Source organism: Thermomonas carbonis (assembly GCF_014396975.1).
In the GTDB taxonomy this organism is placed as follows: domain Bacteria; phylum Pseudomonadota; class Gammaproteobacteria; order Xanthomonadales; family Xanthomonadaceae; genus Thermomonas; species Thermomonas carbonis.
Window position 1 is genome coordinate 2,932,126 of record NZ_CP060719.1, and the last position, 25,008, is coordinate 2,957,133.

The window sequence follows — 25,008 nt, forward strand, 5'->3', positions numbered from 1 at the left end:
CCGGCGAGCATTGCGTGAAGCGGGCAAGAAGTCCGCCTCGCGTCAGAAGCCCAACTTGCTGCCCGCGCCCAGCAGGATCAACACGCCGAACAGCGCGAACAACGCCGCGGCAATGGAACGCACCATGCCCATCGGCACCTTGTGCAACAACCGGTCGCCGATGAAGACCGCTGGCACGTTCGCCAGCATCATCCCCAGCGTGCTGCCGGCGACGATGGCGAGCAGCGAGGCTTCGGTCGCGGCCATCGCCGCGGTGGCGATCTGGGTCTTGTCGCCCATTTCGGCGATGAAGAACGCGATCACCGTGGTGCCGAAGATGCCGAAGCGGGTGGCCTTGGGCATGTCGGCTTCATCGAACTTGTCGGGCACCAGGGTCCAGGCGGCCATCGCCAGGAACAGCACGCCCAGGATCCAGCGCAACACGCCGGGGCCCGCCATCGACATGACCCAGGCACCCGCAGCTCCGGCCAAAGCATGGTTGGCGAGCGTTGCGACCAGTATGCCGAGGATGATCGGCAGCGGCTTGCGGAAACGCGCGGCGAGGATGAAAGACAGCAGTTGCGTCTTGTCGCCGATCTCGGCGATGGCGACGGCACCGGTTGCGGTGAGGAAAGCGGACATTGGAATGACCTGGCCGGGATGGACACATGACCACGACGCTCCCCCGGCCTTCAGGAGGGATCGTGGTCGATGGTCTTGCCAGATGCGGGATCGCACGCGCCATGGCCGATTGAGGCCAAGCATGTTGACGCGGGCCTCGCCGGGGCGGCGAGAGGCTACTCCCCAAAGACGCTCGCAGTTTAAGCCACGCAGTTGCGCGGCTTCAAGCAAAGGAGCAGCGACGCGTCCGTCAGTGCAGACCGGTCAGCGTTGCATGCAGGTGCGCACCTTCCAGTGCGCGGCGCAGGCGATGTTCGACTTCAGGCAGGTTCGCAAGGCTCTGCGACGCATACAGCGTGTAGATCGGCCTGTCGCGCCACGTGCCCTCGGGGTTCTTGCGGCCGACGCTGACATTGCCGCTACCGCTGGCGTTGACCCACATGGCGCGCAATGCGTCGGGACTGATGCTCTCGGTACTGCCCAAGGTGAAGGTGAACAGCGCGATATGGTGTTGCGACATGCAGAAACTCCACTAGGCGTTCGAGTATGCGCCATTGGCGATTCGCGACATGAAGACCGGTGCGCGCGTTCGCCCGAGTCCGCTGACTTCATTCTTCCCGACGAGCGATCCAGTCAATCGGGATTGGTGTCATGGATAGCGCTCGCCGCCAGCATGCGGTCGAGCACGGACTTCAGCGCCAGCGGTCGCAATGGCTTCATCAGCAGCGGCAGCCCGGCTTCCTGCGCCGCGCTGCGAACCGTGCCGGTCTGGTCGGCGCTGAGGATCAGACAAGGCGTGTTGCCGAAATCGGTCGCGAGACGCTGCTGCAATGACACACCGTCATCCTCGTGATCGAGGTGGTAATCGAACACCCAGAGATCCGCAGGCTCGCGTGAGAGTGCCGCGCGTGCGGCATCGCCATCGGCCACCGCGCGCACCTCGCAGGCCCAGCCACGCAGTACGCTGGCCAACGCATCGAGCGCCTGCGGTTCGTTGTCGACCAGCAATACGCGCAGCCCCGCAAGCCCGCGCTTCGCGTGGCGATGCGGTTGCATCGCCGCCACGCGCGGAACGTCGATGCTGAAGCGGCTGCCACGCGCAGTCGTGCTGTGCAGGCCGACATCGGAGCCGAGCAATACCGCGATGCGCTGGGCGATGGCCAGACCCAGGCCGAGCCCCTGCCCCGGCGCATCCTCGCCACGGCGGAACTCCTCGAAAATCGCCTCGAAACGCGCGGGATCGATGCCCGGGCCGGTGTCGTGGACCTCGATGCGCAGTGCATCGCCACTGCGACGCACACCCAGCAGCACGCTGCCGCTCGCGGTGTAGCGCACCGCATTGGCCAGGAAGTTCTGCAGCACCCGGCGCAGCAGTTGCGGATCGCTGCGCACCCACGCGCGCGTCGGCACGTGGCGCAGGCGCAGGCCGCGTTCGCTGGCGAGCACGCCGAACTGCGCGACCAGCGGATCCAGCACCTCGGCCAGCGGGAAATCGCGCGGTTCCGGCATCAGGCCGCCTGCCTCCAGCCGCGACATGTCGAGCAGCGTACCGAGCAGGTCGGTGGTCGAATCCAGCGCGCCGCCGATCTGCCGCGCGAGTTCGCGCTGCTCGGCGTCGCCGCGCTGTTGCAACGCATCCGCAAACAGGTGTGCGGCATGCAAGGGCTGCAGCAGATCGTGACCGATCGCGGCGAGGAAACGGCTCTTGGCGTCGTTGGCCCGCTCGGCCTCGCCCTTGGCGGTCTCGAGCATCGCGGTGCGCTCGCCGACGCGTTGCTCCAGCGTTTCGTTGATGCGCTTCAAGCCGGTCTCGGCCTGGCGGAAGGCGGTGACGTCGGTGAAGGTGGCGACGAAGCCGCCGCCGGGCATCGGATTGCCGCGGATTTCGACAATGATGTCTTCGACGATGCTGCCACCGGGGAACACGCGCTCAGACAGGTGCGCAGTACCGGCACGCATATGCGCGAGCCGTCGTTGCAATGCCGCATCGTCCTCGTCCACATCGCCGAGCGCGCGCAGCGCCCATTGCGATGCTTCGGCGATCGGCATGCCGACCCGCAGCATCCCCGATGGATAGCCGAACAATTCCGCATAGCGGCGGTTCCATGCGACCAGTCGCAGGTCGGCATCGACCACGCTGATGCCCTGGCTCATGTTTTCCAGCGCGGCTTCCAGCACGCGCTGGTTGAAACGCAGGTCCTGGCTGGCCTCGCCGACGATGGCAGCGACCGTATCCAGATCCGCACCGGGTCGACTTGCATCGGTGGCATCGCGCCGCGCCGCGTCCAGCAATACGCGCGCCGACGCCGAACCGAGCACCGACGACAACGCGCGTTCGATCTCGGCTTCGGCATCGCGGCCGCGTGCGAGCAATTGCTCGACCTGCGTCGCCGGCAAGAAGCGCCGGGCGACGTTGTCGAGGCTGCGCGCATCCAGGCGACGCCGACCCATCCGCGCGACCGGGCGATGCCACGCCGACAGTGCGAGCGTGACCAAGGTGCCGACGAACAGGCTGGCCGCAACCGCGCGACCCAGCGGGCTCCAACCCGTCAGACCGAAGAAGCTCTCCGGTGCGAGCCAGGCGATGCCGAGCGGACCTTCGTGCAGCCAGACCTGCGCACCATCGCGCAACAGCAGCGGCACCGGCAGGCACCAGGCCCAGGTCAGGAATGCGGCGAACATGCCGATCAGTGCGGCACGTGGCGGCGTCTGCGTGCGCCACACCGCGAAGCCCAGTGCCGGCGCGAGCGTGGCCAAGGCCGAGAACGACAACGCACCGACATCGGCCAGCGCCGCGTTGCCGGCGATCGAACGGCTGTAGGCCCAGGCCAGCAGCATGATCGCGGCGATGCCCATCCGGCGCAGCAGCAGCACGTTGCCGCGCAAATCGCCGGCATCGCCACGCGCCCAAGCGCCGCGCAACAGGCCGGGTGCCAGCCAATGGTTGCCGATCATCAGGCTCAGCGTGAGCGTGCTCACCACGACCATGCCCGTGGCGGCGCTGAGCCCACCGAGGAATGCGAACAGTGCCAGCCCGGTCTGCGATTGCGACAACGGCAACGCCAGCACATAGAGGTCCGATGGCACGCCCTGCCCGGCCAGCAGCGCATCACCGGCGCGCGCCAGCGGCAACACCGGCAATGCGATAAGGACGAGGTACAGCGGGAACAACCAGCGCGCAGTCAGCACGTGGCGTTCGTCGCGGCACTCCACCACGCCGACGTGGAACTGGTGCGGCAGGGTGAACATCGCCAGCACGCCGAGCAGCACCAACGGGATGAAGCCGCCGTTGTCGGTAGATACCGATGCCGCCGCCTCCGGCAGCGAGGGCGATGACGGCAATCCGAGGCCAAGCCAAACGAACAGGCCCAGTGCCAGCATCGCCACCAGCTTGAACAGCGACTCGAATGCCATCGCCAGCACCAGTCCGCGGTTGTGCTCGGCGGCGCTGGCACGGCGGGTGCCGAACAGCATCGCGAACAGGCCCATCACCAGCGCCACGTACAACGAGCTGTCGCGCCACGGTGGCTGGTCGGCACCGGCCTGGGAGTCGGTCAGCAGGGCGAAACTCATCGACACCGCTTTCAGTTGCAGGGCGACATACGGAATCAGGCCGAGCACCGCGATCAAGGTGACGCCGGCCGCGAGCCATGCATCCTTGCCCAGCCGGGTGGCGATCAGGTCGGCGATCGAGGTGGCATTGCTGGCCCGCGCCAGCTTCACCAGTTGCAGCATCAGCCCTGCGCCGAGCGCATACAGCAGCAAGGTCCCGACGAAGGTGGGCGGCAACGGCCAGTCGTAACGCGCGGCCTGGGTGACGGTGCCGAAGAACGTCCAGCTGGTGCAATAGACCGCCAGTGACAACGCATACACATGGTGCCAATGGCTGGCCAGGACGCCCGGACGACGCTCGGCATACAGCGCGGTGCCGAACAGCAATCCCAGCCACAGCACCGCTGCCGCGACGACGATCGAAACGCTCAGCATCGCGCCGCCGTCAGGCATGGGAATCGCGGCGAACGGTCATGGGCAGGCATGCGCGGCGAGGATAGCGCGACGGCGGGCCAAGGCCCGCCGTCGTGGTTGCAACGCCTGGCACCCATCGATCAGAAGTCGTACTTCACGGTCAGGCTGTACTGACGCGGCGGGCCGTAGAAGCCGGTGTGCACGCCGAGTGCCGAGTACAGGTTGTAACCGGTGGTGCGATAGGCCTTGTCGGCCAGGTTGCTGCCCTGCAGGGACACCGTCCACGCATCGTTCGCCTTCCAGATGATGCCGGCACCGACCAGTCCATAGCCGTCCTGGGTGATCGGCTCCACCGTGGCCAGGGTCACCGGGTCCTTGACCACTTCGGTCGTGGCCACCACGCGACTCTGGTAGGTGTAACCGACGCGCGCGGAGAGGCTGCCACCACCGCCCAGGTCGACGCGGTATTCGGCGTTCAGCGCACCCGAGAAATCCGGTGCGTTGGTGAATTCCTGCTGGTCGGCGATGTTGACGTTCTTGAACATGTACGTGTCGAACTTCGCATCCAGCCAGGCCAGGTTGCCGGAAATGTTGAAGTTGTCGGTGGCCAGCCATTGGTACTCGACTTCCAGGCCATTGACCGTGCCTTCGCCGGCATTGGTGAAGTCGCCGAAGAACGCCTTGGTGTTCTGCGGGGTGGTGTACTCGGTGAAGATCGAGAGCTGGATGTCCTTGTAGGTGTTGTGGAACGCGGACAGGTTCAGGAACAGGCGCTGGTCCAGCAGGCCCATCTTGGTGCCCACCTCGTAGCTGTCGACCTGCTCGTCCTGGAACGGCTCGGCCGAGCGCGGCACCGCGGTGGCCTGCGCGCGGATGTTGTAGCCGCCCGACTTGAAGCCGCGCGATGCGAGGCCGTAGACCATGATGTCCGGGGTGACCTGGTAATCCAGCGAGATCTTCGGCGACAGGTTCTTGAAGTTGATGGTCTTGTCGAAGCCCGCAGCAACCACGCCGCTGGGCTTGGTGAAGGTACCATCGGTGTAGCCGATGTTCCTGACCACCGCGTTCTTGTCTTCGCTGGTCCAGCGCAGGCCGGCATCGATGCTGAACTTGTCGCTGACGTCGAAGGTCCAGTCCGCGTACGCCGCAATGCTGTTGGTGTAGACCGTACCCTGGGTGTCGCCGAAGCTGAGGTTGAAGAAGTTGTTGAGCACCTGGCCGCCGGCCTCGCCGTCGAACTTGTAGATGCCGATCACGCCGCGCGAGCGGCCGCCGGCATCGTAATTGGCCTGGAACTCGTGGGTGACCTGTTCGTCGCTGTAGTACGCCTTCACGTCGGCGATCTTGTCGGGCGTGGTGTCGAAGTCGATGTTGGTTTCCGTATCGGACTCGCGCTTGGCCAGTACGTACTTGAACGTCCAGTCATCGTTCATGCGGAAATTGGCGGTGACGGACGCGCCGCCGAGGGTGGTGTCGTTGACGTTGGGCATGCCGTTGCGCACGTCGTAGCGGCTGTCCAGCGGCAGGAACGGCCCCGTGGTCGGGGTCAGCAAGGCATCGAACGGATTGGCCCGGAACATCTGCGCGCCGCGCACGCCGGAGCTGTCATCGACATGGTCGAATGAAAACTGCAGGTCGAAGCTGTCGGTGACATAGGCGCCCAGGTTGGCGCGGATGGCGCGGATCTTCTTGTCGCTGACCTGTGCGCCGGTGACCAGGTTCTCGCCGAAGCCGTCACGATGCAGGTCGGCCACGGATATGCGGCCGCGCAGGTATTCGCTGCCGCCGAAGCCACCGCCGACCGCCGCCTTGATGTCACGCTGACCATAGTTGCCGAGAGTGACCGAGCCGTAGCCGTTGAAGTCGGAACGCAGGCCCTTGGAGATGTACTTGATCGCACCGCCGATGGTGTTCTTGCCGTACAGCGTGCCCTGCGGGCCGCGCAGCACTTCGATGCGGTCGACGTCGAACACGTCGAGCAACGCGCCTTGCGGACGGGCGATGTAGACATCGTCCATGTAGATGCCCACACCCGGATCCACGCCCCACAACGGATCGGACTGGCCAACGCCGCGGATGTACGCGGTCAGCGTGCTGCTGGAGCCGCGCGCCGCGTAAATGGTCAGGTTCGGCACCTGTCCGTCGAGGTCGGCCAGATCCTTGACGTTGAGCTTGTCGAGCGAGTCCGCGGTGAACGCGGTGACCGCGACCGGCACTTCCTGCAAGGTCTCCTCGCGCTTGCGCGCGGTGACCTTGATGCCCTCGAGGGTCGTGGTCTTCTGTCCGTCCTGCGCGGGCGTCGCCCCGTCCTGTGCCATCGCGGTTCCCGCGCCGGCCAGCATCGACATGGCCAACACGCCATGGATCGCCCGACTCAAATTCTTGCGCTTCATCTGTCCCCTCCAGGGTAGGTGCACACGGGCGGGCCTGTGCCGCCGACGTGGGCAAGGTAGTTGTTAAGGATGAATGACGGCATTGGACGTTCGGACAATGGGCCGTCATCCCCACTGCGCGGAGACTCGCACCCCTGATCGATGCCCACGGGGGCGCAATGGCATTCCCAGCTTTTGAATTCCTGGTCGTGCTGGCCGCGTTGTGTTTCCTGATGTTCGTGGCGTATCGCGGCTACAGCGTGATCCTGTTCGCGCCGGTCGCGGCACTGGGCGCGGTGCTGCTGACCGACCCGCAGCTGGTGGCGCCGATGTTCACCGGCCTGTTCATGGACAAGATGGTCGGCTTCCTCAAGCTGTACTTCCCGGTGTTCCTGCTCGGCGCGCTGTTCGGCAAGGTGATCGAGCTGTCGGGGTTCTCGAAGTCGATCGTGGCCGCGACCATCCGCGTGGTCGGCGCGCAACGGGCGATGCTCGCCATCGTCGCGGTATGCGCGTTGCTGACCTATGGCGGGGTGTCGCTGTTCGTGGTGGTGTTCGCGGTGTATCCGTTCGCCGCCGAGCTGTTCCGCCAGGGCGACATCCCCAAGCGGCTTATCCCGGGCACCATTGCGCTGGGCGCCTTCACGTTCACGATGGACGCACTGCCGGGCACGCCGCAGATCCAGAACATCATCCCGACCACGTTCTTCGGCACCGACACTTGGGCTGCACCGATCCTCGGCACCCTGGGCGGCGTGTTCATCCTGATCGTCGGCATGGTTTACCTGGACTGGCGCCGCCGTGTCGCCCTGAAAGCCGGCGAAGGTTATGGCGATCCCGCCACCCTGCTCAACGAGCCCGCTCCGTTCGCCGGCGGCAAGCTCGCCAATCCGATGATCGCGATCCTGCCGCTGCTGGTGGTCGGCCTCGTCAACAAACTGCTGACCTTGTGGATCCCGCAGGTCTACGGCGAAAGCCACAGCTTCGACCCGGCGGTGATCGGCAGCGCTGCGCCGGTAGTGCAGGAAGTCTCCAAGCTCGCGGCGATCTGGGCGGTCGAAGGCGCCCTGCTGGCCGGCATCGCCTGCGTATTGCTGTTCGCGTGGAAACCGGTCACCACGGCGTTCGCGGAAGGCAGCAAGTCGGCGATCGGCGGCGCATTGCTGGCCGGCATGAACACCGCATCGGAATACGGCTTCGGCGCGGTGATCGCGGCCCTGCCCGGCTTCCTCGTCGTCGCGAATGCGCTGGGCTCGATCCCGGATCCTTTGGTCAACGAAGCGGTGACCGTGACCGCGCTGGCCGGCATCACCGGCAGCGCCTCCGGCGGCATGAGCATCGCGCTGGCGGCGATGGCGGAAACCTTCATCGCCAATGCGAATGCGGCCGGCATCCCGATGGAAGTGCTGCACCGCGTCGCCGCGATGGCCTCCGGCGGCATGGACACGCTGCCGCACAACGGCGCGGTGATCACCTTGCTGGCGGTGACCGGCCTGAACCATCGTCAGGCGTACAAGGACATCTTCGCCATTACCGTGATCAAGACCATGGCCGTGTTCGTGGTGATCGGGCTGTTCTACGCCTTCGGTGTCGTCTGACCTGCTTGCCATACCGGCAGCCGGCCCGCACCATCGCGGGCCATGAATGAACCCACGAATGTCGATCCACGCCTGGCCCGCGTGGCCCCCACCTGGGAAGTCGAGCTGCTGATCTCCGGCGTGGCGATCTTCGCCATGCTGCAGCTGCCGGGCTGGCTGGACGACGGGATGTTCGCACTGGAGCCGCGGCTGGGCCGCGACTGGCGAATGATCGCGGTACTGGCCTACTTCTACTCGAAGAGCGCGGCGATCGTGCTGGCCTGCACCTTTGCCCTGCACCTGTTGCTGCGCGCGCAGTGGATCGCCCTGATGGGCGTGCATTCGGTATTCCCGCGGGGTATCCACTTCGACGATGCACGCATGGGTCCGATCCAGCGCGAGATCGAAACCAAGCAAACAGGCAACACGGAAGATGCGATCGAACGTGCCGACAATCGCGCGAGCGTGGTGTTCGCGATCGGCGTCAGCGTCGCCCTCATCATCGCCATGGTCTGCATCGTGTTCTGCAGCACGCTGCTGGTCGCCACCCTGCTGACCAACCTGATTGGCCTTCAGGTGGAAACCTTCGTGGTGGTCGGTGGCCTCTTCATGCTGCTGATGCTGCCGTATCTGCTCGCGATCGGGGTCGACCAGCACCTCAAGGAACGCATTCGTCCAGGCACTCCCGCGCACCGGCTGATCGCGAAGGTCATCGGGCTGTACACACGCTTCGGCATGGGACGACGCAGCAACCACATCCTCGCGACCCTGCTCAGCAACCAGGGCGAGAAGCGCACCATGATGTTGGTCTTCGGCATCATGCTGCTGGCCATCTCCAGCGTTTCGTTCACTTACGTCGCGATGCAGTCGAGCAACCCCATCGGCAGCTACGGCCTGTTCCCGAGCGCGCGTGCGCTCGCAATCGACGCCGCCCACTACGATGACCAGCGCGATGCAACGCGCGACCAGGCGGTTCCCTACATCGACAGCATGGTCGTGGAGGGACCTTACCTGCACTTGACCGTGCCATATGAGCCCCGCCGCGATGGCCCGGCGTTGCGCTCCTGCAAGCAGCCAGCCCAGGGAAAGGCCGTCGAGCAGGCGCAGGCCCTGCTGGCCTGCCTGCAGTCCACGCGAACCGTGCTGCTGGATGGCAAGCCCGTTGAAGACTTGCGCTACGAGATCGCCAGCGACCCGCGCACCGACCGACCCGCCTTGCTTGCCATGATGGATGTGCGCGCGCTTGCGCCGGGGCGCCACGAGTTGCTGGTCGGCAGGCCGCTGGTGCAGGACAGCCGACGCGACGGCAAGGACCCCACGTATCGCCACTACCGCATCGTGTTCTGGCGCTGATCGTGCGACGCGCGCGGCATAAAATCGTGGCGTGAGCGACGCCCCGCAGCGCAAGATCATCCACGTCGACATGGACGCTTTCTATGCGTCGGTGGAACAGCGCGATGACACGTCCCTGCGCGGCAAGCCGGTCGTGGTCGCCTGGCGCGGCGCGCGCTCCGTGGTCTGCGCGGCGAGTTACGAAGCACGCGTGTTCGGGGTGCGCTCGGCGATGCCGGCGGTGCGCGCCGAGCGGCTGTGTCCCGATGCGGTATTCGTGCCGCCGGATTTCGTCCGCTACAAGGCGGTGTCGAAGCAGGTGCGCGGCATCTTCGAGCGGCATACCGACCTGATCGAACCGCTGTCGCTGGACGAGGCCTATCTCGACGTCACCGTGCCCAAGCAGGACATGGGCAGCGCCACCGCAATCGCCGTGTCCGTCCGCGACGCGATCCGCGAGGAGACGCAACTCACCGCATCGGCCGGCATCGCGCCCAACAAGTTCCTGGCCAAGATCGCCAGCGACTGGAACAAGCCGGACGGGCAATTCGTGCTCAAGCCGGCAATGGTCGATGCCTTCCTCGCGCCGCTCGGGGTCGGCAAACTGCCCGGCGTGGGCAAGGTGATGGAAGCGAAACTGGCGAAGCTCGGCATCGCCACCTGCAACGATTTGCGGCTGCATGGTGCCGAAGCGCTTGAACAGCGATTCGGCCGCTGGGGCCGCCGCCTGCACGAACTCTCGCTGGGCATCGATGAACGCGCGGTGCAAGCCGAACGGCTGACCCTGCAGGTGTCGGCCGAGGACACGTTTCCCGAAGACCTGCCGCTGGAGGCGCTCGACGAACACATCCGTCGCCTGGCCGCCAAGGCCTGGGCAGGCTACCTGCGCGAACGCGAACGCCATCCCGAACGCATCGCCCGTACCGTGGTGCTGAAGCTGAAGACCAGCGACTTCCGCACCCTGACCCGCAGCCTCACCGCGTCAGGGCCGCCCACCAGCGAAGCCACGGTCGCCGACCACGCCTGCGATCTGCGCGGCCGTGTCGGCTTGCCCGCGGGAACGTTGTACAGACTGGTCGGCGTGGGCCTGTCCGGCTTCAGCGAGCCGGACGGCAACCGGGTGATGGACGATCTGTTCGCGAGCTAAGGCGAAACGCTGGCGGGTGCGGCAGCCTCATCCGCTCGGCCAGACGTGCGATCGAAACAATGCCGGCCGGCGGGATGCATCCAGTGCTTCTCGTGCCAACTGATCCGGTCGGTGCCGGGACCTCGATCCGATGTACTGGTAGCGAAGCTGGCGCACAAGCGATAGATCCGCTCGGACACGGCCGCGTATTCGTAGGGCGTGCCCGTCACCGGGTCGACGATCGCGAGCGAAGCACCGGGCTGTTTCGAGAGTTCCGCCAGCGATGCAGGCAAGCGCTTGTGCTCGCGTGTCCATGCGTCGACGGCATCGGCGATGGCATCCAGCTGTTGGGTGCGCCGCTCGTCGATGCGTCGGTCACGCTGCTTCGCAGGCGACTCCATCACCCACAGGGCGGTGGCCAACGTACCGACCACGATCACCGTGGCGGCCAGCAGCAGGCTTCGGCCCACGCCTTGTCGGTTCATGCCTCCACCTCTTCGCGGCGCAGGTCGTGCATGTAGTAATAGAAGATCCCGCCTGCGATCACCGCTACCACCGCGACCTTGCACAGGAAGCGCAGCGTGGCCTCGCCGCCCAGCAGGTTGTAGACCAGCGTGGTCATGTCGCCGATCAGGATGCTGGCCGCCACGAACAGGGTCAGGTAGGTCAGCCAGCGCCGCACCGGCGACAGCCGCTTGATCGGATGCCGGGCCACATCGATGCCGAGCCGATGCGACATCCATGCGAACACGGGAAACGCGATGACCAGCGCAGCCACCGAGAAGCGCATCGAATCGCCGAACAGCGAGCGCGACTGCGCCGCCGGATCCGGAAATGCATGGTTGATCAGGTCGAACAGCAGGCTGCCGAGGTGATAGGCGCTGAAATACAGGGTGGCGAACAGCACCAGATACTGGAATGCCTCTTTCGCGGAGAGCGAGGCACGCGGCTTCGGCACCGGCACCGGGAAATCAACGTCGGCATAACCGTCGAGGACGCCGCGAGTCTGCTCCTCGCTCCATCCGGCGGACGCCAGCGCCTGACGGATGGCAATACGCGATTGGCCAAGCGCGAGTGCCTCGCGAACGAACGTTTCAAGCTCTGGACTGGTGGATGCCATGCATGCGTACCGTTGCGGGTTTCCTCACTGTAATGGAAACCCAGCGCCCGATCGGCCACCGGGCCTCGGGATTGAACATTCACTCCACCTACGCGCGCTAGGCTCGGCGAATGCGTTCGTCCCTGCGCCCTGACCTGCCCCGCGATCGCCGATGGTCGATGGCAACGACCTGCGCGGGGCCAACCGGCTGCTGGTGGATGCCGTGACCGGCACCACCGACCTGGTCGAAGCCGTGCATGCCAGCATCCTCGGCTGGCCGCGGCGCGTGATCGGACTGGCGCCGAAACCCGATACCGGCGGCATACCCGGCCTGGCTTACAACGGTGTGCGCGGCATCGCGCGGCTGGCGGGCAGCGGCATCGACCGGTTGCTGCGCAGGATGCCGAACACTCGCGGCGAGATGGACAGACATCCGCAACGCGAGGCACTGATTGCGGCGCTCAATGGCGTGCTCGGCGATCACCTGGTCGCCACCGACAATCCGTTGGCTCTGACCGCCACGTTGCGGATGTCCGGTCGCCCGCTGGTGCTGGATCGCGATGCCTTGGCGATCAGCCACCCGGATGCCGGAGCGCACCTGCTGGTGATGGTCCACGGCCTGTGCATGAACGACCTGCAATGGCAGCAGGGCCAGCATCACCACGGCGACACACTCGCCGACGAACTCGGGTTCCAGGTGATCCACCTGTACTACAACAGCGGCCTGTCGATCGCCGACAACGGCCGCATCTTCTCGGCCCTGCTGCAGCAACTGGTCGATGCGTGGCCGGTGCTGGTAGAGCGCATCGCGATACTCGCGCACAGCATGGGTGGGCTGGTGTCGCGCGCGGCCATCGCGGCCGCGCAGGCCGATGACAGCCGCTGGCTGCGCACGCTCGACACGCTGGTGTCGCTGGGCACGCCGCACCTCGGTGCGCCATTGGAACGTGCCGGCGACCTGCTGCAAACCGTCCTCGGGATCAGCGCACACAGCGCGCCGTTCACGGCCTTGGGCGGCCTGCGCAGTGCCGGCATCCAGGACCTGCGCCACGGCAGCCTGCTCGTGCGCCATCCACCGCTGCCTGCGCACGTGCGTGCGTATGCAGTTGCGGCCTCGACCCAGCCGCCGCGCAGCGACGGGACTGCACACGGTTCGCATGGGGACGGCTTGGTCCCGGTCGCCAGTGCCTTCGGCGATCACGAGGATCCAGCCCTCGGGCTTGGCATTCCCGATGAGTATCGATTATTGGTCCATCGCACAGGTCACATCGGGCTGCTGGCCAGCACGAAGGTACGCAAGCAACTGCGTGACTGGCTGGGCTGAGCCAGGCATCGGCGGCGACTTCGCGCATCGCCATCCATCGCATACGCTAGCGCGATGACAGACGCCATCGCCCCACCCGGACTCACCTGCCAGCAAGCCCGGACACTCACGCTCGCCGCACTCGGCGGTGCATTGGAGTTCTACGACTTCGTGATCTTCGTGTTCTTCGCGACCACGATGGGCGTGCTGTTCTTCCCGCCCGACATGCCCGAGTGGCTGAAGCTGGTGCAGACCTTCGGCATCTTTGCAGCGGGATACCTGGCGCGGCCGCTGGGCGGCATCGTGATGGCGCACTTTGGCGACCTGTCCGGGCGCAAGCGGATGTTCATGCTGAGCATCCTGATGATGGCGATCCCGACCCTGCTGATGGGCTTGCTGCCGACGTATGCCACGGTCGGCGTGCTCGCGCCGATCCTGCTGCTGTTGCTGCGGATCATGCAGGGCGCGGCGATCGGCGGCGAGGCACCGGGGGCGTGGGTCTTCGTCAGCGAACACGTGTCGGCGCGGCATCGCGCACTGGCTTGCGGTGCGCTATCGGCCGGACTCTGCAGCGGCATCCTGCTGGGCTCGCTGGTGGCGCGCGCGATCCACGCATCGTTCGAGGAAGCGGAAGTGCTGGCATGGGCCTGGCGCATTCCGTTCATCGCCGGCGGCGTGTTCGGTCTGTTGGCGATGTTCCTGCGCCGCAAGCTGCACGAGACTCCGGTCTTCGCCGAGATGCGCGAGCGCAAGTCGCTGGCGGCCGAACTGCCGTTGAAGACCGTCGTGCGCGACCACACCGGCGCGGTGGTACTCGCGATGTTGCTGACGTGGCTGCTCACTGCGGCCGTGGTCGTCACGCTGCTGATGATGCCGACCCTGCTGCAGGGCCTCGGCGTCAGCCGTGCCGATGCACTGGCCGGCAACACACTGGCGATCTGCGCGACCGTCATCGCCAATCTCGTCGCCGGCTGGATGGCCGACCGCTTCGGCGCCGGCCGCGTGCTGGTGCTGTGGAGCGTGCTGCTCGGCCTCGCGTTCTGGACGTTCTATTCCGGCGCGTTGGCGGGCGCGTATTCGCCGGCGCTGTATGTGGTCGCCGGTTTCGGCGTGGGCGTGACCGCGCTGGTGCCGGCGATCGCGGTGAGCGGTTTCCCCGCGCAGGTGGGGTTTTCCGGGCTGTCGTTTTCCTACAACGTGGCGTACGCGATCGCCGGTGGCCTGACGCCCATCGCGCTGAGCATCGCGATCAAGGACGATCCCGCCGCGCCGATGCTCTACATCGCCGGCATGGCGGTGCTGGGTGTCGCACTGGGATTGCACGTGATGATGCGACGACCGCGCGTTGCGGAGTGACGGCAACCGGTCCGCACACGCCTGTCAAGCTTACGCAGGCCGCACGCGACGGCGACAATTGCGGCTTCCGTTCCCGCAAGCAGCCACCACCGAATGACTCAGCAGTCCCCAGCGCTCGCGCGCAAGATCGCCCAGACCATCGCCATCGAGATCGGCGCACAGGACGCGCAGGTGCATGCCGCCGTGGCCCTGCTCGACGAAGGCGCGACCGTGCCGTTCATCGCGCGCTACCGCAAGGAAGTCACCGGCGGGCTGGACGACACCCAGCTGCGCAACCTCGAAGCGCGCTTGTCCTATCTACGCGAAATGGAAGACCGGCGCGCCGCGATCCTCTCGAGCATCAGCGAGCAAGGCAAGCTGACCGACGAATTGCGCGCAGAGATCGACGCCGCCGACAGCAAGTCGCGACTTGAAGACCTGTACCTGCCTTACAAGCAGAAGCGCCGCACGCGCGCGCAGATCGCCCGCGAGGCCGGGCTGGAGCCGCTTGCCGATGGATTGCTCACGGATCCGTCGCAGGTTCCTGAAGAATTCGCCGCATCCTTCGTCGACGCCGACAAGGGCGTGGCCGACGCCAAGGCCGCGCTGGAAGGCGCGCGCGCGATCCTGATCGAACGCTGGTCCGAGGACGCGGCCTTGCTCGGTGAACTGCGTGGCTGGCTGGAAGGCAACGGCCTGATCCGCGCCAAGGTGGTCGAGGGCAAGGAGATTGCGGGCGAGAAATTCCGCGATTACTTCGACCACACGGAATCGCTGGCGAAGATTCCATCGCATCGATTGCTGGCGCTGTTCCGCGGCCGCCGCGAGGAATTCCTGCAACTCGACCTCGATCCGGGCGCGGATGCCGAAGCCGGCAACCTCTACGCCGAGGGCCGCATCGCCTTGCATGCCGGCATCGCCGAACGCGGCCGCGCCGCCGATGCCTGGCTGCGCAACGCCTGCCGCCTGGCCTGGCGCGCACGCATTCACATGCACTTGCTGCTGGACCTGTTCAACCAGGCGCGCGAGAAAGCCGAGGCCGAGGCGATCAATGTGTTCGGCGACAACCTGCAGGATCTGATGCTGGCTGCACCGGCCGGCCCGAAAGCCGTACTCGGCCTCGATCCCGGCCTGCGCACTGGCGTGAAAGTGGCCGTCGTCGATGCCACCGGCAAGCTGGTCGCCACCGACACGATTTATCCGCACGAACCGCGCAAGCAATGGGACCAGTCGCTCGCATCGCTGAAGAAGCTGTGCATCGCGCATGGCGTGCAACTCATCGCCATCGGCAACGGCACCGCATCGCGCGAGACCGACAAGCTGGCCGGCGACCTGCTCAAACTGGTGCCCGAATTGAAGACGCAGAAGATCGTGGTCAGCGAGGCCGGTGCGTCCGTGTATTCCGCATCGGAATTGGCGGCGAAGGAATTTCCAGGCCTCGATGTGTCGATCCGCGGCGCGGTGTCGATCGCGCGTCGCTTGCAGGATCCGCTGGCGGAACTCGTCAAGATCGAACCGAAGGCGATCGGCGTCGGCCAGTACCAGCACGACGTCGACCAGTACCGTCTCGCGCGTGCACTGGATGCGCGCGTGGAGGATTGCGTGAACGCGGTCGGCGTGGACGTGAATACCGCATCCGGCGCATTGCTGGCGCGCGTCTCCGGCCTGTCCGCCAGCGTCGCCGAGAACATCGTGGTGTATCGCGATGAACATGGCGCGTTCGCCTCGCGCAAGGCGCTGCTGAAGGTGCCGCGCTTGGGCGACAAGACCTTCGAGCAGTGCGCCGGCTTCCTGCGCATCGTCGACGGCAGCCAGCCGCTGGATGCATCGTCGGTGCATCCGGAAGCCTATCCGGTGGTCGAACGCATCCTCGCCGCGGGCGGCGGCAAACAGGTGAAACAGGTCATCGGCGACATCGCGTTCCTGCGTTCGCTCAAGGCCGAACAATTCACCGACGACACCTTCGGCCTGCCGACCGTGCGCGACATCCTGAAAGAGCTGGAAAAACCCGGCCGCGACCCGCGCCCGGAGTTCAAGGCCGCGACCTTCGCCGAAGGCATCGAGGACATCAAGGACCTCCGGCCGGGCATGGTGCTGGAAGGCGTGGTCAGCAACGTCGCCGCGTTCGGCGCCTTCGTCGACATCGGCGTGCACCAGGACGGCCTGGTCCACATCTCCGCGCTGTCCGACACGTTCGTGAAGGATCCGCGCGAAGTGGTGAAAGCCGGCGACATCGTCAAGGTCAAGGTGCTGGAAGTCGATGTGGCCCGCAAGCGCATCGCCCTGACCCGGCGCATGGGCGATGAGCCGGGCCAGTCGACCTCGCGCGCACCGGGTGGCGAGCGCGACGCACGACGCGACGCATCGCGTGGCGATGATCGCGGTCGCGCAAACACGCAACCGCGTGCACCGCAGCAGAAAACGCAGGCCGCGCCGTTCAACAGCGCGATGGCAGATGCGTTGAAGGGATTGAAGCGCGGCTGAGCGATGACGTCCGCCGCGCTCAGGCGATGACAGGGAGGTGGGCCACGCCGTAGCGATCGGCAAGTACGGCCAGGCGCTTGTCCAGCGTCCACAGTCGCGTGCGCGGGGTAAGCAATGTGCTGGCCAGCAAGGCCACATCGACCATGCCGCAGCCCAGGCCATGCAGTTTTTCGCGCTCGATGAAGTCGAGCAGTTCGGCCTGGCTGGCCTGCACCGCCGGACGCAGCCGCGCGATGTCGTCCAGCGTCCGGCGGCGCGGCGCGGGGGGCGTGCCGCAGGCCAGTTCGGCCAATACCCACGGATGGATCAGCACGACATCCAGCGCGAGCAGTTGCGCCAACGCGGGCTGACCGTTGCGGAAGTGGTCGACCCAGACCGAGGTATCGACCAGGACATTCATTCCCCGGGCGCGTCTTCGTTGACCCGCAGGCCGCCACGGCGCGGCACGTCGGGCATGTCCGGTACGGCAGCGCCGAGTGCGGCGAGTCGCTGCGCGGCACGCACGCGGATGAAGGTGCGGATGGCTTCGCGGAACAGGTCGGCCTTGTCCATGTCGGGTTCTGCTACGGCCAGGGCGGCTTCGTAATCGTTGTCGTCGATCGTGACGGTGGTACGCATTGCGTCGTCCTTGAATCAGGAGTGATGCGATTGTGCATCGATCGGGAAGGCATGGCTAGCTCGCGCTAACTGGATCACCTGGCTGATGCGGCTCGCCGCACGTCAGTCAGGATCGACGGCGTTCGCAGACGCACCGCCACCCAGCACCGCGACGCGGCGCTGGTCGCGGCTGTTCATCGGTTCCGCGGCCTGCAGGGCGACATCCGGTGCGCCCGGTTCCCAACGACGCACGGCGCGCTGGAAGAACATGCTGTTGGGCACGCGCAGCAGGCTGTGGCCGCCGTGCGCGTGGATCTCGCGCAGGGTGACGTAGACCAGGGTGATGTCCATCACCTGTCCGCGCAGGCCCGGACGCTCGCCGCTCTCCAGCAATTCCACGTGGTCGTGCAAGCGGAATGGCCGGCTGGTCATGATCAGGAAGGCGCAGAACACGTTGGTCAGCACGCTCCACGCGGCGAAGAACGCCACTGCCGCCACCGTGGCGAAGCCGGTGAACGCGCCCCACAACACGCCCGCGGACACGCCGACCACGTGCAGGATCGCCAGCAATGCCGCAAACCCGAGCAGAAAGCCGCTGACCCGGCGCACGCCCATGCTGACTTCCAGCGGCAGGTCGTAGCGCTTTGCGAGCCGCGCGATCAGGCGACGCAGCACCCAGCGAACAGTCCATGCCAGCAGCAGGATCGCCAGTACCTGCAGGACGATCGCCACTTCGGCGAACCACGGGCGCAACCAGTCGGGGAGATATGTACTCATGCAGAGAATGGTACCCGTGGGTGCGGCCGCAGCTTCAGCGGAACACCACGGTGCGATGTCCGTTCGGCAGGATGCGATGCTCGATGTGGTGGCGCACGGCGCGCGCGAGCACCTGCGATTCGATGTCGCTGCCCACGCGGACGAGATCGCGTGGGGTCATCGCGTGATCCACCCGCGCGACGTCCTGCTCGATGATCGGGCCTTCGTCGAGATCCGGCGTCACGTAGTGCGCGGTCGCGCCGATCAGCTTGACCCCGCGCGCATGCGCCTGGTGGTAGGGCTGCGCGCCCTTGAAGCTGGGCAGGAAGCTGTGGTGGATGTTGATCGCACGGCCCGCCAATGCTTCGCACAGGCGCGGCGAGAGGATCTGCATGTAGCGCGCCAGGACGACCAGATCGACCTGTTCGCGCTGCGCCAGGTCGATGATCGCCTGCTCCTGCGCCTCGCGATTGCCGGCATCCACCGGCAGATGATGGAACGGCACGCCATAGGACGACGCGAGCGCGGCGAAGTCCCCGTGGTTGGATGCCACCGCGACGATGTCCGCGCGCAGCTGCCGGCTATGGGTGCGGAACAAGAGATCGTTGAGGCAATGACCCTGCTTGCTGACCAGCATCAGCAAACGCGCGCGGCGGCGCGCATCGTGCAATTGCCAGTCCATGCCGAAGTCGTCGGCCAGCGTCGCGAAGCGGATGCGGAACGCCTCCACCGCGTTCGCCGCGGGCGCATCGAAATGCACGCGCAGGAAGAAGCGACCGGTTTCGCCATCGCCGAATTGCTGGGCGTCGAGGATGTTGCAGCCGGCGTCGAACAGGCAGCCGGAGACGCGATGGACGATGCCGGTGCGATCCGGGCAGGACAGGGTCAGGATGTGGTCGTGGCGCATGCGGGCGTTGTGGTGCGCACGGACGCGCGCGGCGCGCCACTATGTCACAGGTCGAATGCGAGCAAGTCCAGCCCGGCTGCCGCACGCACGATGCGCCGGTACAGCACGTTGCCGTTGGCCGCGTTGGTCATGATGACGATCGCGCGCTGGCGCGCGGCATCGCCCAGCGCGAAGGTCTTGAAGATGCCGGCGTTGCTGCCGGAGTGGTACAGCACCGGGCCGATCCGGGTGGCCTCGATGTTCCAGCCGAGGCCTTTCTCCGTCCATCGGCCGGGCAATGCGATCTGCGGAGCCAACATCGCGTTGCGCGTTGCGGGTTTCAGCTCCCACGCGGCTGGCGTTGCATGCACGACCAGCGTCATCAAGCGCGCGTAATCCTGCACCGTGCAGCGCAGGCTGGCCGCCGAATTCGCGAGGATGTCGCTGGGCCAGTTCACCACGCCAGGCTTCGCATTCGCGCGGGCCAGCGGCAAGGCGCGTTCGGCATCGGCGTAGCGCCACGTCGACAAGGGCTTGCGCCATGCATCGGCCACCGGCTGTGCCGCGTCCCAGGCCTCGCGCAATCCCTGCGCCGGCATGCCCGGCTGCGTGTCATCCGGTGCGCGATGGCCGTACGTGGAGCGCGCCGCCAGCGCGGCATCCCAACCATAGCTGCTGTCATGCATGCCGGCGAGCTCGAACAGCAGCCTGCGCATCGCCTGGTCGAGGCTTTCGCCGGTCACCGCCTCCACCGCCAGTTGCAGCCAGACGAAGGCCTCGCCCGAATAGTCGATGCGCGTGCCCGGCGCCACCGCGGGCACCAGTGGTTCGTTGGCCGGATCCTTGCGCCAGTTCGGCAAGCCGGTGGTGTGCCGAAGTACGTCGCGCACGGTGATGCGTTCGATCCACGGTGACTCACCGAGGTAGGCGGGCCTTGCGTATTTCACCAGCGGCGCATCCAGCGCCAGCTCGCCGCGATCGACCAGTTGCAACACCGTGTAGGCGAACACCGGCTTGCTGAGGGATGCCGCTTCCCACAAGGTGTTGCCTTCGACCGGTGTGCCGCGTTCCGCATGGGTCACGCCGAACCCACGCGACCACGCCAGTCTGCCCGCCTCCACCACTGCGACGCCCACGCCGGGCACACCCAGCGCTTGCATCTGTCGTGGCAGATCCTTGAGGAAGTCATCGCCGGGAACCCAGTCTGCGTCGGCATCCCAACGCTGTGCCGCCAGCCCATCTGCCGGCACGATGGCCAATGACGCCAGTCCGATGCCGCCGGCCAACAGATTGCGACGCGAGATGGCGGGCACGGTGGAATCAGTCATGCCGCATTGGAGCGGTTCGTCGCCGATGCCGCAAGCACCCACTTCAACGTGCATGGATAATCATCGCGACGCCACCACCCGCATCGCATGACCAGTCCGCTCACCAGCGCCGATCCCGACCCGCGCCCGCAAGCACCCGAACGCCCCCTGCCGTCGGACTGCTGCGACAGCGGCTGCGCGGTCTGCGTGCACGACCTGTATGCCGAAGAAGTGATCGCACATCGGCAGGCGCTGGCGGCGTGGATGCTGCGGCATCCCGATGCGGATGCCGCAGCTTCGTGGTAGCGACTTCAACTCAAAACGCGTGGTCGAAGCCGACTTCGCCCTGCACGCCGACTTGGTAGGCCGACACCCGGCGCTCGAAGAAGTTGGTCAGCTCCTGCACGTCCTGCAGATCCATGAACGGGAACGGATTGCGCGCGCCGAAGTGCCGGGGGATTCCCAGCTGGACCATGCGCTGGTCGGCGCAATATTCCAGGTACTGGCGCATGTCGCGGATCGACAAGCCGGCCACGCCGCCGCTGAGGGTGTCTTCGGCGAACGCGACTTCGCAGTCGACCGCTTCCGACATCATCTGCACCACCTGCGCTTTGAGGTCGTCGTCGAACAGGTCGGGCTCTTCCTCGCGGGCAGTGCGGATCACCTCGAAGGCGAAGGCCATGTGCGCGCTCTCGTCACGGAACACCCAGTTGGTGCCGCTGGCCAGGCCGTGCAGTAGTCCGCGCGAACGCAGGTAGTACACGTAGGCGAACGCGCCGAAGAAGAACAGCCCCTCGATGCAACCCGCGAAGCAGACCATGTTGAGCAGGAACTGGCGGCGCTGCGCACGCGTCTCGATCTTCTGCACGCCCTGCAGCGAGTCGATCCACTTGAAGCAGAACTCGGCCTTGCGCTTGATCGACGGAATGTTCTCCACCGCCGCGAAGGCCTTGGCGCGCTCGTTCGGATCCGGCAGGTAGGTATCCAGCAAGGTGAGGTAGAACTGCACGTGCAGCGCTTCCTCGTACAGCTGTCGCGACAGGTACATCCGCGCTTCCGGCGCATTGATGTGCTGGTAGAGATTCAACACCAGGTTGTTGGAGACGATCGAGTCACCGGTGGCGAAGAATGCGATCAGACGTTCGATCAGGTGCCGCTCGGCCGGCCCGAACTTGGTTTTCAGATCGTTGGTGTCCAGCGAGAAATCCACCTCTTCCACCGTCCAGGTGTTGCGGATGGCATCGCGGTACATCTCGTAGAACTGCGGGTAGCGCATCGGCCGCAGGGTGAGTTCGAAGCCGGGATCGAGCAGTAGTTGGCGGGTATGCGCACTCACTGGCAGGCCTCGCAGGCTTCCGGGTTCTCCAGTGAACACGCGATCGCTTCGACCGGCATGTAGTCCGGCTTCGGCACGTTTGCCGCAGCACTCCCAACGGTGGTCTTGGCGATCTTCGTCGCCGGCCGCGAGCGGAGGTAGTACGTGGTCTTGATGCCCTGCTTCCACGCGTACATGTACATCGATGACATCGCGCCGATGTTCGGGCTTTCCATGAACAGGTTGAGCGACGCGGACTGATCGATGAAGGCACCTCGCCCGGCCGCCATGTCGATGAGTGCGCGCATCGGGATCTCCCACGCGGTGCGGTAGACATGGCGCAACGTCTCCGGGATCTGCGCCACGCCCTGCACCGAGCCTTCGGCCTGCTTGATCGCATCGCGCACCTCCGATGTCCACAGACCGAGCTTCTTCAGTTCCTCGACCAGATAGCGATTCACCTGCAGAAAATCGCCGGACAGCGTCTCGCGCTTGAACAGATTGGACACCTGCGGCTCCACGCATTCGTAGCAGCCGGCAATGGACGCAATCGTCGCGGTCGGCGCGATCGCCACCAGCAGCGAATTGCGCAGGCCATGCAGCTTGATCTGCTCGCGCAACGCATTCCAGCGCTCGTTGTTCGCAGGCACGATGTTCCATGCATCGAACTGCAATTCGCCACGTGCCGCGCGGGTATCCGCGAACGATGGATGCTGGCCACGTTCCTCGGCGAGTTCGCAGGAGGTTTCCAGCGCGTGGAAGTAGATGGTCTCGGCGATGCGCGCGGACAATGCGCGGGCTTCGTCGCCATCGAATGGCAGGCGCAGTTTGAAGAACACGTCCTGCAGACCCATGCAGCCCAGTCCGACCGGTCGCCAGCGCAGGTTGCCGCGACGCGCGGATTCGATCGGATAGAAATTCAGGTCGATGACGCGATCGAGCTGGCGCACGGCGAGCCGCACGGTCTCGGCGAGCTTGTCGAAATCGAAGCATCCGCTTCCGTTATCAGGATCGTTGTCGAAATGCCGCGCCAGGTTGATCGAGCCGAGGTTGCACACCGCGGTTTCCTCGGCCGAAGTGACTTCGAGGATCTCGGTACACAGGTTCGACAGGTGGATGACGTTGCCCGGCCGCAGCGTCTGGTTGCTGGCCCGGTTGCATTTGTCCTTGAAGGTCATCCAGCCGTTGCCGGTCTGCGCCAGCGTGCGCATCATCCGCGCGTAGAGGTCGCGCGCCTTGATGGTCTTCAGCGCCTTGCCCTGCGCCTCGGCCTGCTCGTAGGCGCGCTCGAACGCCTCGCCGAACAGGTCGGTGAATTCGGGAACGACGCGCGGGTCGAACAGCGACCAGTCGGCGTCGGCCTCGACGCGGCGCATGAAAAGATCAGGAATCCAGTTGGCCAGGTTGAGGTTGTGCGTGCGACGCGCCTCGTCGCCGGTGTTCTCGCGCAGCTCCAGGAATTCCTCGACATCGCCATGCCAGGGCTCCAGGTAGACGCAGGCCGCGCCCTTGCGCTTGCCGCCCTGGTTGACCGCAGCGACGGACGAATCCAGCGTCTTCAACCACGGCACGATGCCGTTGCTGTGGCCGTTGGTGGACTTGATCAATGAGCCGCGCGAACGCACGCGCGTGTAGCTCACGCCGATACCGCCACTGAACTTGCTGAGCTGGGCGATATCGCCGTATTTCGCATAGATCGATTCCAGCGAGTCCTGCGGCGAATCCAGCAGGAAGCAGGACGACAACTGCTCATGCGTGGTGCCGCTGTTGAACAGGGTCGGCGAGCTCGGCAGGTAATCGAGCTCGGCCATGCGCCGGTACAACGCCAGCGCGCCGGGCACGTCTTCGCTCAGGGCGCAGCCGATGCGCAGGAAGAACTGCTGCGGGGTCTCGATGACCTTGCGCGTGCGTGGGTGCCGCAGCAGGTAGCGGTCGTACAGCGTGCGCAGGCCGAAGTAGTCGAAGTGCCGATCCAGGGTGACATCCAGCGCGTCGTTGAGCTTGCGCGCGTTGGCCTGCACGAAACCGAGCAGGCGATCGTTGGCCAGACCGACCTCGTGCCCGCGCTGCACCGACTGCGAGAACGCGTGGATCTCCTGCCCGGCCACTTCCTTGGCGATCACGCTGGCGAGCAGGCGAGCGGCGAGCCGGCCGTACTCCGGTTCCTCGCCGGTCAGCAGCGCGGCGGTGCGGATCGACAGTTCGTCGAGTTCGGCGGTGGTCGCGCCGTCGTACAGGCCGGAGATCGTGCGGGTGGCGACCCGCATCGGTTCGACCGCGTGCAGGCCCTCCGCGGCACGGGTCACCGCGCGCACGATCTTGTTGAGGTCGACCGCTTCGCTACTGCCGTTGCGCTTGGTCACGCGCATCGTGGTCGCGGTCGGCGGCGGAGTCAGGTCGAACATCGGTGTTGCGGGCGCGGGCGCTTCGGCCACGGCGGCATCGGCCATGCTGGCTTGGTTCGCGGACATCGGGTGACTCCATGCGTGATGCACGGTCCTTGCCTGTCCCTCGCAGGCGCGGATGGCATCGGAAACGCAGGGTCTGGCATCGGTGTCGCACGGCCTGCGACATGCATGCAGAACATGCGGGCCGGCCATGCTGCACCAGCCATCTCCCCCCGGAGATTCGTCGGCCGGCACCGCGCGGCGTGCTTCGCGCGGCTGTCGGCAGGTCTTCGGACTCGTGGCTACGGCCGGGACACGAGTCCCCGCCACCGCGATCGCTGCTTCCCAGGGCCACCGCCCCAGTGCTTGATGCGACCGCGTCACCACTTACCGCTGCGGGGCAGTGCCGGGATGGGCGCTTGCGCGCCGCACCGGCTTCCCTTTTCATCCTGCAGCTTGTGGCTGCCGGAACCGACCACCACAACATATTGGGCCGAACGTGATTCGTCAATCGATTCCGACACCACAAACGAAAAGCGGGCCGAAGCCCGCTTTTCAGTTGGCGC

Annotated in this window: 19 protein-coding genes, 1 pseudogene and 2 riboswitches; of the genes and pseudogenes, 7 read left to right on the top strand and 13 right to left on the bottom strand. The window is 66.0% G+C overall.

Going from position 1 to position 25,008, the window contains the following annotated elements; translation table 11 throughout:
- Nucleotides 1–42: 42 nt before the first annotated feature.
- From H9L16_RS13640 to H9L16_RS13655, 4 genes are all read right to left on the bottom strand, one after another.
- Nucleotides 43–621, bottom strand: a complete 579-nt coding sequence (locus H9L16_RS13640) for a TMEM165/GDT1 family protein (protein WP_187552204.1) — start codon at nt 619–621, stop codon at nt 43–45.
- A 2-nt stretch (nt 622–623) separates the two neighbouring features.
- Nucleotides 624–800: riboswitch (yybP-ykoY riboswitch) on the bottom strand.
- 50 nt (nt 801–850) lie between these two features.
- Complete coding sequence (locus tag H9L16_RS13645) at nt 851–1,120, bottom strand: hypothetical protein (RefSeq protein ID WP_187552205.1); 270 nt, start codon at nt 1,118–1,120, stop codon at nt 851–853.
- A 113-nt stretch (nt 1,121–1,233) separates the two neighbouring features.
- A complete protein-coding gene (locus H9L16_RS13650) occupies nt 1,234–4,587 on the bottom strand; it encodes a hybrid sensor histidine kinase/response regulator (protein WP_187554198.1) in 3,354 nt (1,117 codons plus the stop codon).
- Between the two features lie 119 nt (nt 4,588–4,706).
- Nucleotides 4,707–6,959 carry a TonB-dependent receptor gene (locus H9L16_RS13655; RefSeq protein ID WP_187552206.1) on the bottom strand — a complete coding sequence of 751 codons (2,253 nt, stop codon included), beginning with the start codon at nt 6,957–6,959 and terminating at the stop codon, nt 4,707–4,709.
- A 158-nt stretch (nt 6,960–7,117) separates the two neighbouring features.
- On the opposite strand from H9L16_RS13655, the gene H9L16_RS13660 reads away from it, so the two are divergent.
- The 3 genes from H9L16_RS13660 to dinB all read left to right on the top strand — a co-directional run bounded on the left by H9L16_RS13660 (nt 7,118) and on the right by dinB (nt 10,994).
- Nucleotides 7,118–8,536 carry a GntP family permease gene (locus tag H9L16_RS13660; RefSeq protein ID WP_187552207.1) on the top strand — a complete coding sequence of 473 codons (1,419 nt, stop codon included), beginning with the start codon at nt 7,118–7,120 and terminating at the stop codon, nt 8,534–8,536.
- Between the two features lie 42 nt (nt 8,537–8,578).
- Entirely contained in the window at nt 8,579–9,868 is a 1,290-nt protein-coding gene (locus H9L16_RS13665) for a FoF1 ATP synthase subunit a (RefSeq protein ID WP_187552208.1), read from the top strand.
- Nucleotides 9,869–9,938: 70 nt separating this feature from the next.
- Nucleotides 9,939–10,994 (top strand): DNA polymerase IV, encoded by a 1,056-nt coding sequence (dinB, locus tag H9L16_RS13670; RefSeq protein ID WP_187554199.1) that lies wholly within the window; start codon nt 9,939–9,941, stop codon nt 10,992–10,994.
- Here the strand turns inward: dinB and H9L16_RS13675 are convergent.
- Both H9L16_RS13675 and H9L16_RS13680 read right to left on the bottom strand, forming a co-directional pair.
- Nucleotides 10,991–11,458: a hypothetical protein gene (locus tag H9L16_RS13675; protein ID WP_187552209.1), complete on the bottom strand. Its 468-nt coding sequence runs from the start codon at nt 11,456–11,458 to the stop codon at nt 10,991–10,993. The genes dinB and H9L16_RS13675 overlap by 4 nt on opposite strands.
- The gene (locus H9L16_RS13680) at nt 11,455–12,093 is read right to left on the bottom strand and encodes a DUF5671 domain-containing protein (protein WP_187552210.1); all 639 of its coding nucleotides are present in this window, start codon (nt 12,091–12,093) and stop codon (nt 11,455–11,457) included. The genes H9L16_RS13675 and H9L16_RS13680 overlap by 4 nt, the downstream gene beginning before the upstream one ends.
- Before the next feature lie 151 nt (nt 12,094–12,244).
- On the opposite strand from H9L16_RS13680, the gene H9L16_RS13685 reads away from it, so the two are divergent.
- The 3 genes from H9L16_RS13685 to H9L16_RS13695 all read left to right on the top strand — a co-directional run bounded on the left by H9L16_RS13685 (nt 12,245) and on the right by H9L16_RS13695 (nt 17,194).
- Entirely contained in the window at nt 12,245–13,396 is a 1,152-nt protein-coding gene (locus H9L16_RS13685) for an esterase/lipase family protein (RefSeq protein WP_187552211.1), read from the top strand.
- A gap of 54 nt (nt 13,397–13,450) precedes the next feature.
- A complete protein-coding gene (locus H9L16_RS13690) occupies nt 13,451–14,731 on the top strand; it encodes an MFS transporter (protein ID WP_187552212.1) in 1,281 nt (426 codons plus the stop codon).
- Between the two features lie 93 nt (nt 14,732–14,824).
- On the top strand, nt 14,825–17,194 hold the full coding sequence (locus H9L16_RS13695) for a Tex family protein (protein ID WP_187552213.1): 2,370 nt from the start codon (nt 14,825–14,827) through the stop codon (nt 17,192–17,194).
- A gap of 19 nt (nt 17,195–17,213) precedes the next feature.
- Here H9L16_RS13695 and H9L16_RS13700 read toward each other — a convergent pair whose 3' ends face one another.
- The 5 genes and pseudogenes from H9L16_RS13700 to H9L16_RS13720 all read right to left on the bottom strand — a co-directional run bounded on the left by H9L16_RS13700 (nt 17,214) and on the right by H9L16_RS13720 (nt 20,761).
- Nucleotides 17,214–17,594 carry a type II toxin-antitoxin system VapC family toxin gene (locus tag H9L16_RS13700; RefSeq protein WP_187552214.1) on the bottom strand — a complete coding sequence of 127 codons (381 nt, stop codon included), beginning with the start codon at nt 17,592–17,594 and terminating at the stop codon, nt 17,214–17,216.
- Nucleotides 17,591–17,812: a type II toxin-antitoxin system VapB family antitoxin gene (locus tag H9L16_RS13705; RefSeq protein WP_187552215.1), complete on the bottom strand. Its 222-nt coding sequence runs from the start codon at nt 17,810–17,812 to the stop codon at nt 17,591–17,593. Before H9L16_RS13705 ends, H9L16_RS13700 begins: the two co-directional genes overlap by 4 nt.
- Nucleotides 17,813–18,031: 219 nt before the next feature.
- Nucleotides 18,032–18,568 (bottom strand): annotated as a pseudogene (locus H9L16_RS13710) (mechanosensitive ion channel domain-containing protein); the annotation flags it as partial.
- A 34-nt stretch (nt 18,569–18,602) separates the two neighbouring features.
- Nucleotides 18,603–19,454 (bottom strand): formyltetrahydrofolate deformylase, encoded by an 852-nt coding sequence (purU, locus tag H9L16_RS13715; RefSeq protein WP_187552217.1) that lies wholly within the window; start codon nt 19,452–19,454, stop codon nt 18,603–18,605.
- Between the two features lie 44 nt (nt 19,455–19,498).
- Nucleotides 19,499–20,761 (bottom strand): serine hydrolase domain-containing protein, encoded by a 1,263-nt coding sequence (locus H9L16_RS13720; protein ID WP_223158146.1) that lies wholly within the window; start codon nt 20,759–20,761, stop codon nt 19,499–19,501.
- Between the two features lie 87 nt (nt 20,762–20,848).
- Here H9L16_RS13720 and H9L16_RS13725 point away from each other — a divergent pair, with 87 nt between their 5' ends.
- Nucleotides 20,849–21,046, top strand: a complete 198-nt coding sequence (locus H9L16_RS13725) for an oxidoreductase-like domain-containing protein (protein WP_187552218.1) — start codon at nt 20,849–20,851, stop codon at nt 21,044–21,046.
- A gap of 10 nt (nt 21,047–21,056) precedes the next feature.
- Here the strand turns inward: H9L16_RS13725 and H9L16_RS13730 are convergent, their stop codons facing one another.
- Nucleotides 21,057–22,016 carry a ribonucleotide-diphosphate reductase subunit beta gene (locus H9L16_RS13730; RefSeq protein WP_425507274.1) on the bottom strand — a complete coding sequence of 320 codons (960 nt, stop codon included), beginning with the start codon at nt 22,014–22,016 and terminating at the stop codon, nt 21,057–21,059.
- A 56-nt stretch (nt 22,017–22,072) separates the two neighbouring features.
- Nucleotides 22,073–24,505, bottom strand: a complete 2,433-nt coding sequence (locus H9L16_RS13735) for a ribonucleoside-diphosphate reductase subunit alpha (protein WP_187554201.1) — start codon at nt 24,503–24,505, stop codon at nt 22,073–22,075.
- Nucleotides 24,506–24,706: 201 nt separating this feature from the next.
- Nucleotides 24,707–24,933: riboswitch (cobalamin riboswitch) on the bottom strand.
- Between the last annotated feature and the right edge of the window lie 75 nt (nt 24,934–25,008).

Bases quoted from the DNA above. Each gene is read 5' to 3' on its own strand.
- H9L16_RS13645 (WP_187552205.1), bottom strand. From the start codon at position 1,120: ATGTCGCAACACCATATCGCGCTGTTCACCTTCACCTTGGGCAGTACC.
- H9L16_RS13675 (WP_187552209.1), bottom strand. From the start codon at position 11,458: ATGAACCGACAAGGCGTGGGCCGAAGCCTGCTGCTGGCCGCCACGGTG.
- H9L16_RS13700 (WP_187552214.1), bottom strand. From the start codon at position 17,594: ATGAATGTCCTGGTCGATACCTCGGTCTGGGTCGACCACTTCCGCAAC.
- dinB (WP_187554199.1), top strand. From the start codon at position 9,939: ATGGACGCTTTCTATGCGTCGGTGGAACAGCGCGATGACACGTCCCTG.
- H9L16_RS13655 (WP_187552206.1), bottom strand. From the start codon at position 6,959: ATGAAGCGCAAGAATTTGAGTCGGGCGATCCATGGCGTGTTGGCCATG.
- H9L16_RS13705 (WP_187552215.1), bottom strand. From the start codon at position 17,812: ATGCGTACCACCGTCACGATCGACGACAACGATTACGAAGCCGCCCTG.
- H9L16_RS13685 (WP_187552211.1), top strand. From the start codon at position 12,245: ATGGTCGATGGCAACGACCTGCGCGGGGCCAACCGGCTGCTGGTGGAT.
- H9L16_RS13640 (WP_187552204.1), bottom strand. From the start codon at position 621: ATGTCCGCTTTCCTCACCGCAACCGGTGCCGTCGCCATCGCCGAGATC.
- H9L16_RS13730 (WP_425507274.1), bottom strand. From the start codon at position 22,016: ATGCGCTACCCGCAGTTCTACGAGATGTACCGCGATGCCATCCGCAAC.
- H9L16_RS13735 (WP_187554201.1), bottom strand. From the start codon at position 24,505: ATGGCCGATGCCGCCGTGGCCGAAGCGCCCGCGCCCGCAACACCGATG.
- H9L16_RS13720 (WP_223158146.1), bottom strand. From the start codon at position 20,761: ATGACTGATTCCACCGTGCCCGCCATCTCGCGTCGCAATCTGTTGGCC.
- H9L16_RS13680 (WP_187552210.1), bottom strand. From the start codon at position 12,093: ATGGCATCCACCAGTCCAGAGCTTGAAACGTTCGTTCGCGAGGCACTC.
- H9L16_RS13725 (WP_187552218.1), top strand. From the start codon at position 20,849: ATGACCAGTCCGCTCACCAGCGCCGATCCCGACCCGCGCCCGCAAGCA.
- H9L16_RS13660 (WP_187552207.1), top strand. From the start codon at position 7,118: ATGGCATTCCCAGCTTTTGAATTCCTGGTCGTGCTGGCCGCGTTGTGT.
- H9L16_RS13690 (WP_187552212.1), top strand. From the start codon at position 13,451: ATGACAGACGCCATCGCCCCACCCGGACTCACCTGCCAGCAAGCCCGG.
- H9L16_RS13695 (WP_187552213.1), top strand. From the start codon at position 14,825: ATGACTCAGCAGTCCCCAGCGCTCGCGCGCAAGATCGCCCAGACCATC.
- H9L16_RS13650 (WP_187554198.1), bottom strand. From the start codon at position 4,587: ATGCTGAGCGTTTCGATCGTCGTCGCGGCAGCGGTGCTGTGGCTGGGA.
- purU (WP_187552217.1), bottom strand. From the start codon at position 19,454: ATGCGCCACGACCACATCCTGACCCTGTCCTGCCCGGATCGCACCGGC.
- H9L16_RS13665 (WP_187552208.1), top strand. From the start codon at position 8,579: ATGAATGAACCCACGAATGTCGATCCACGCCTGGCCCGCGTGGCCCCC.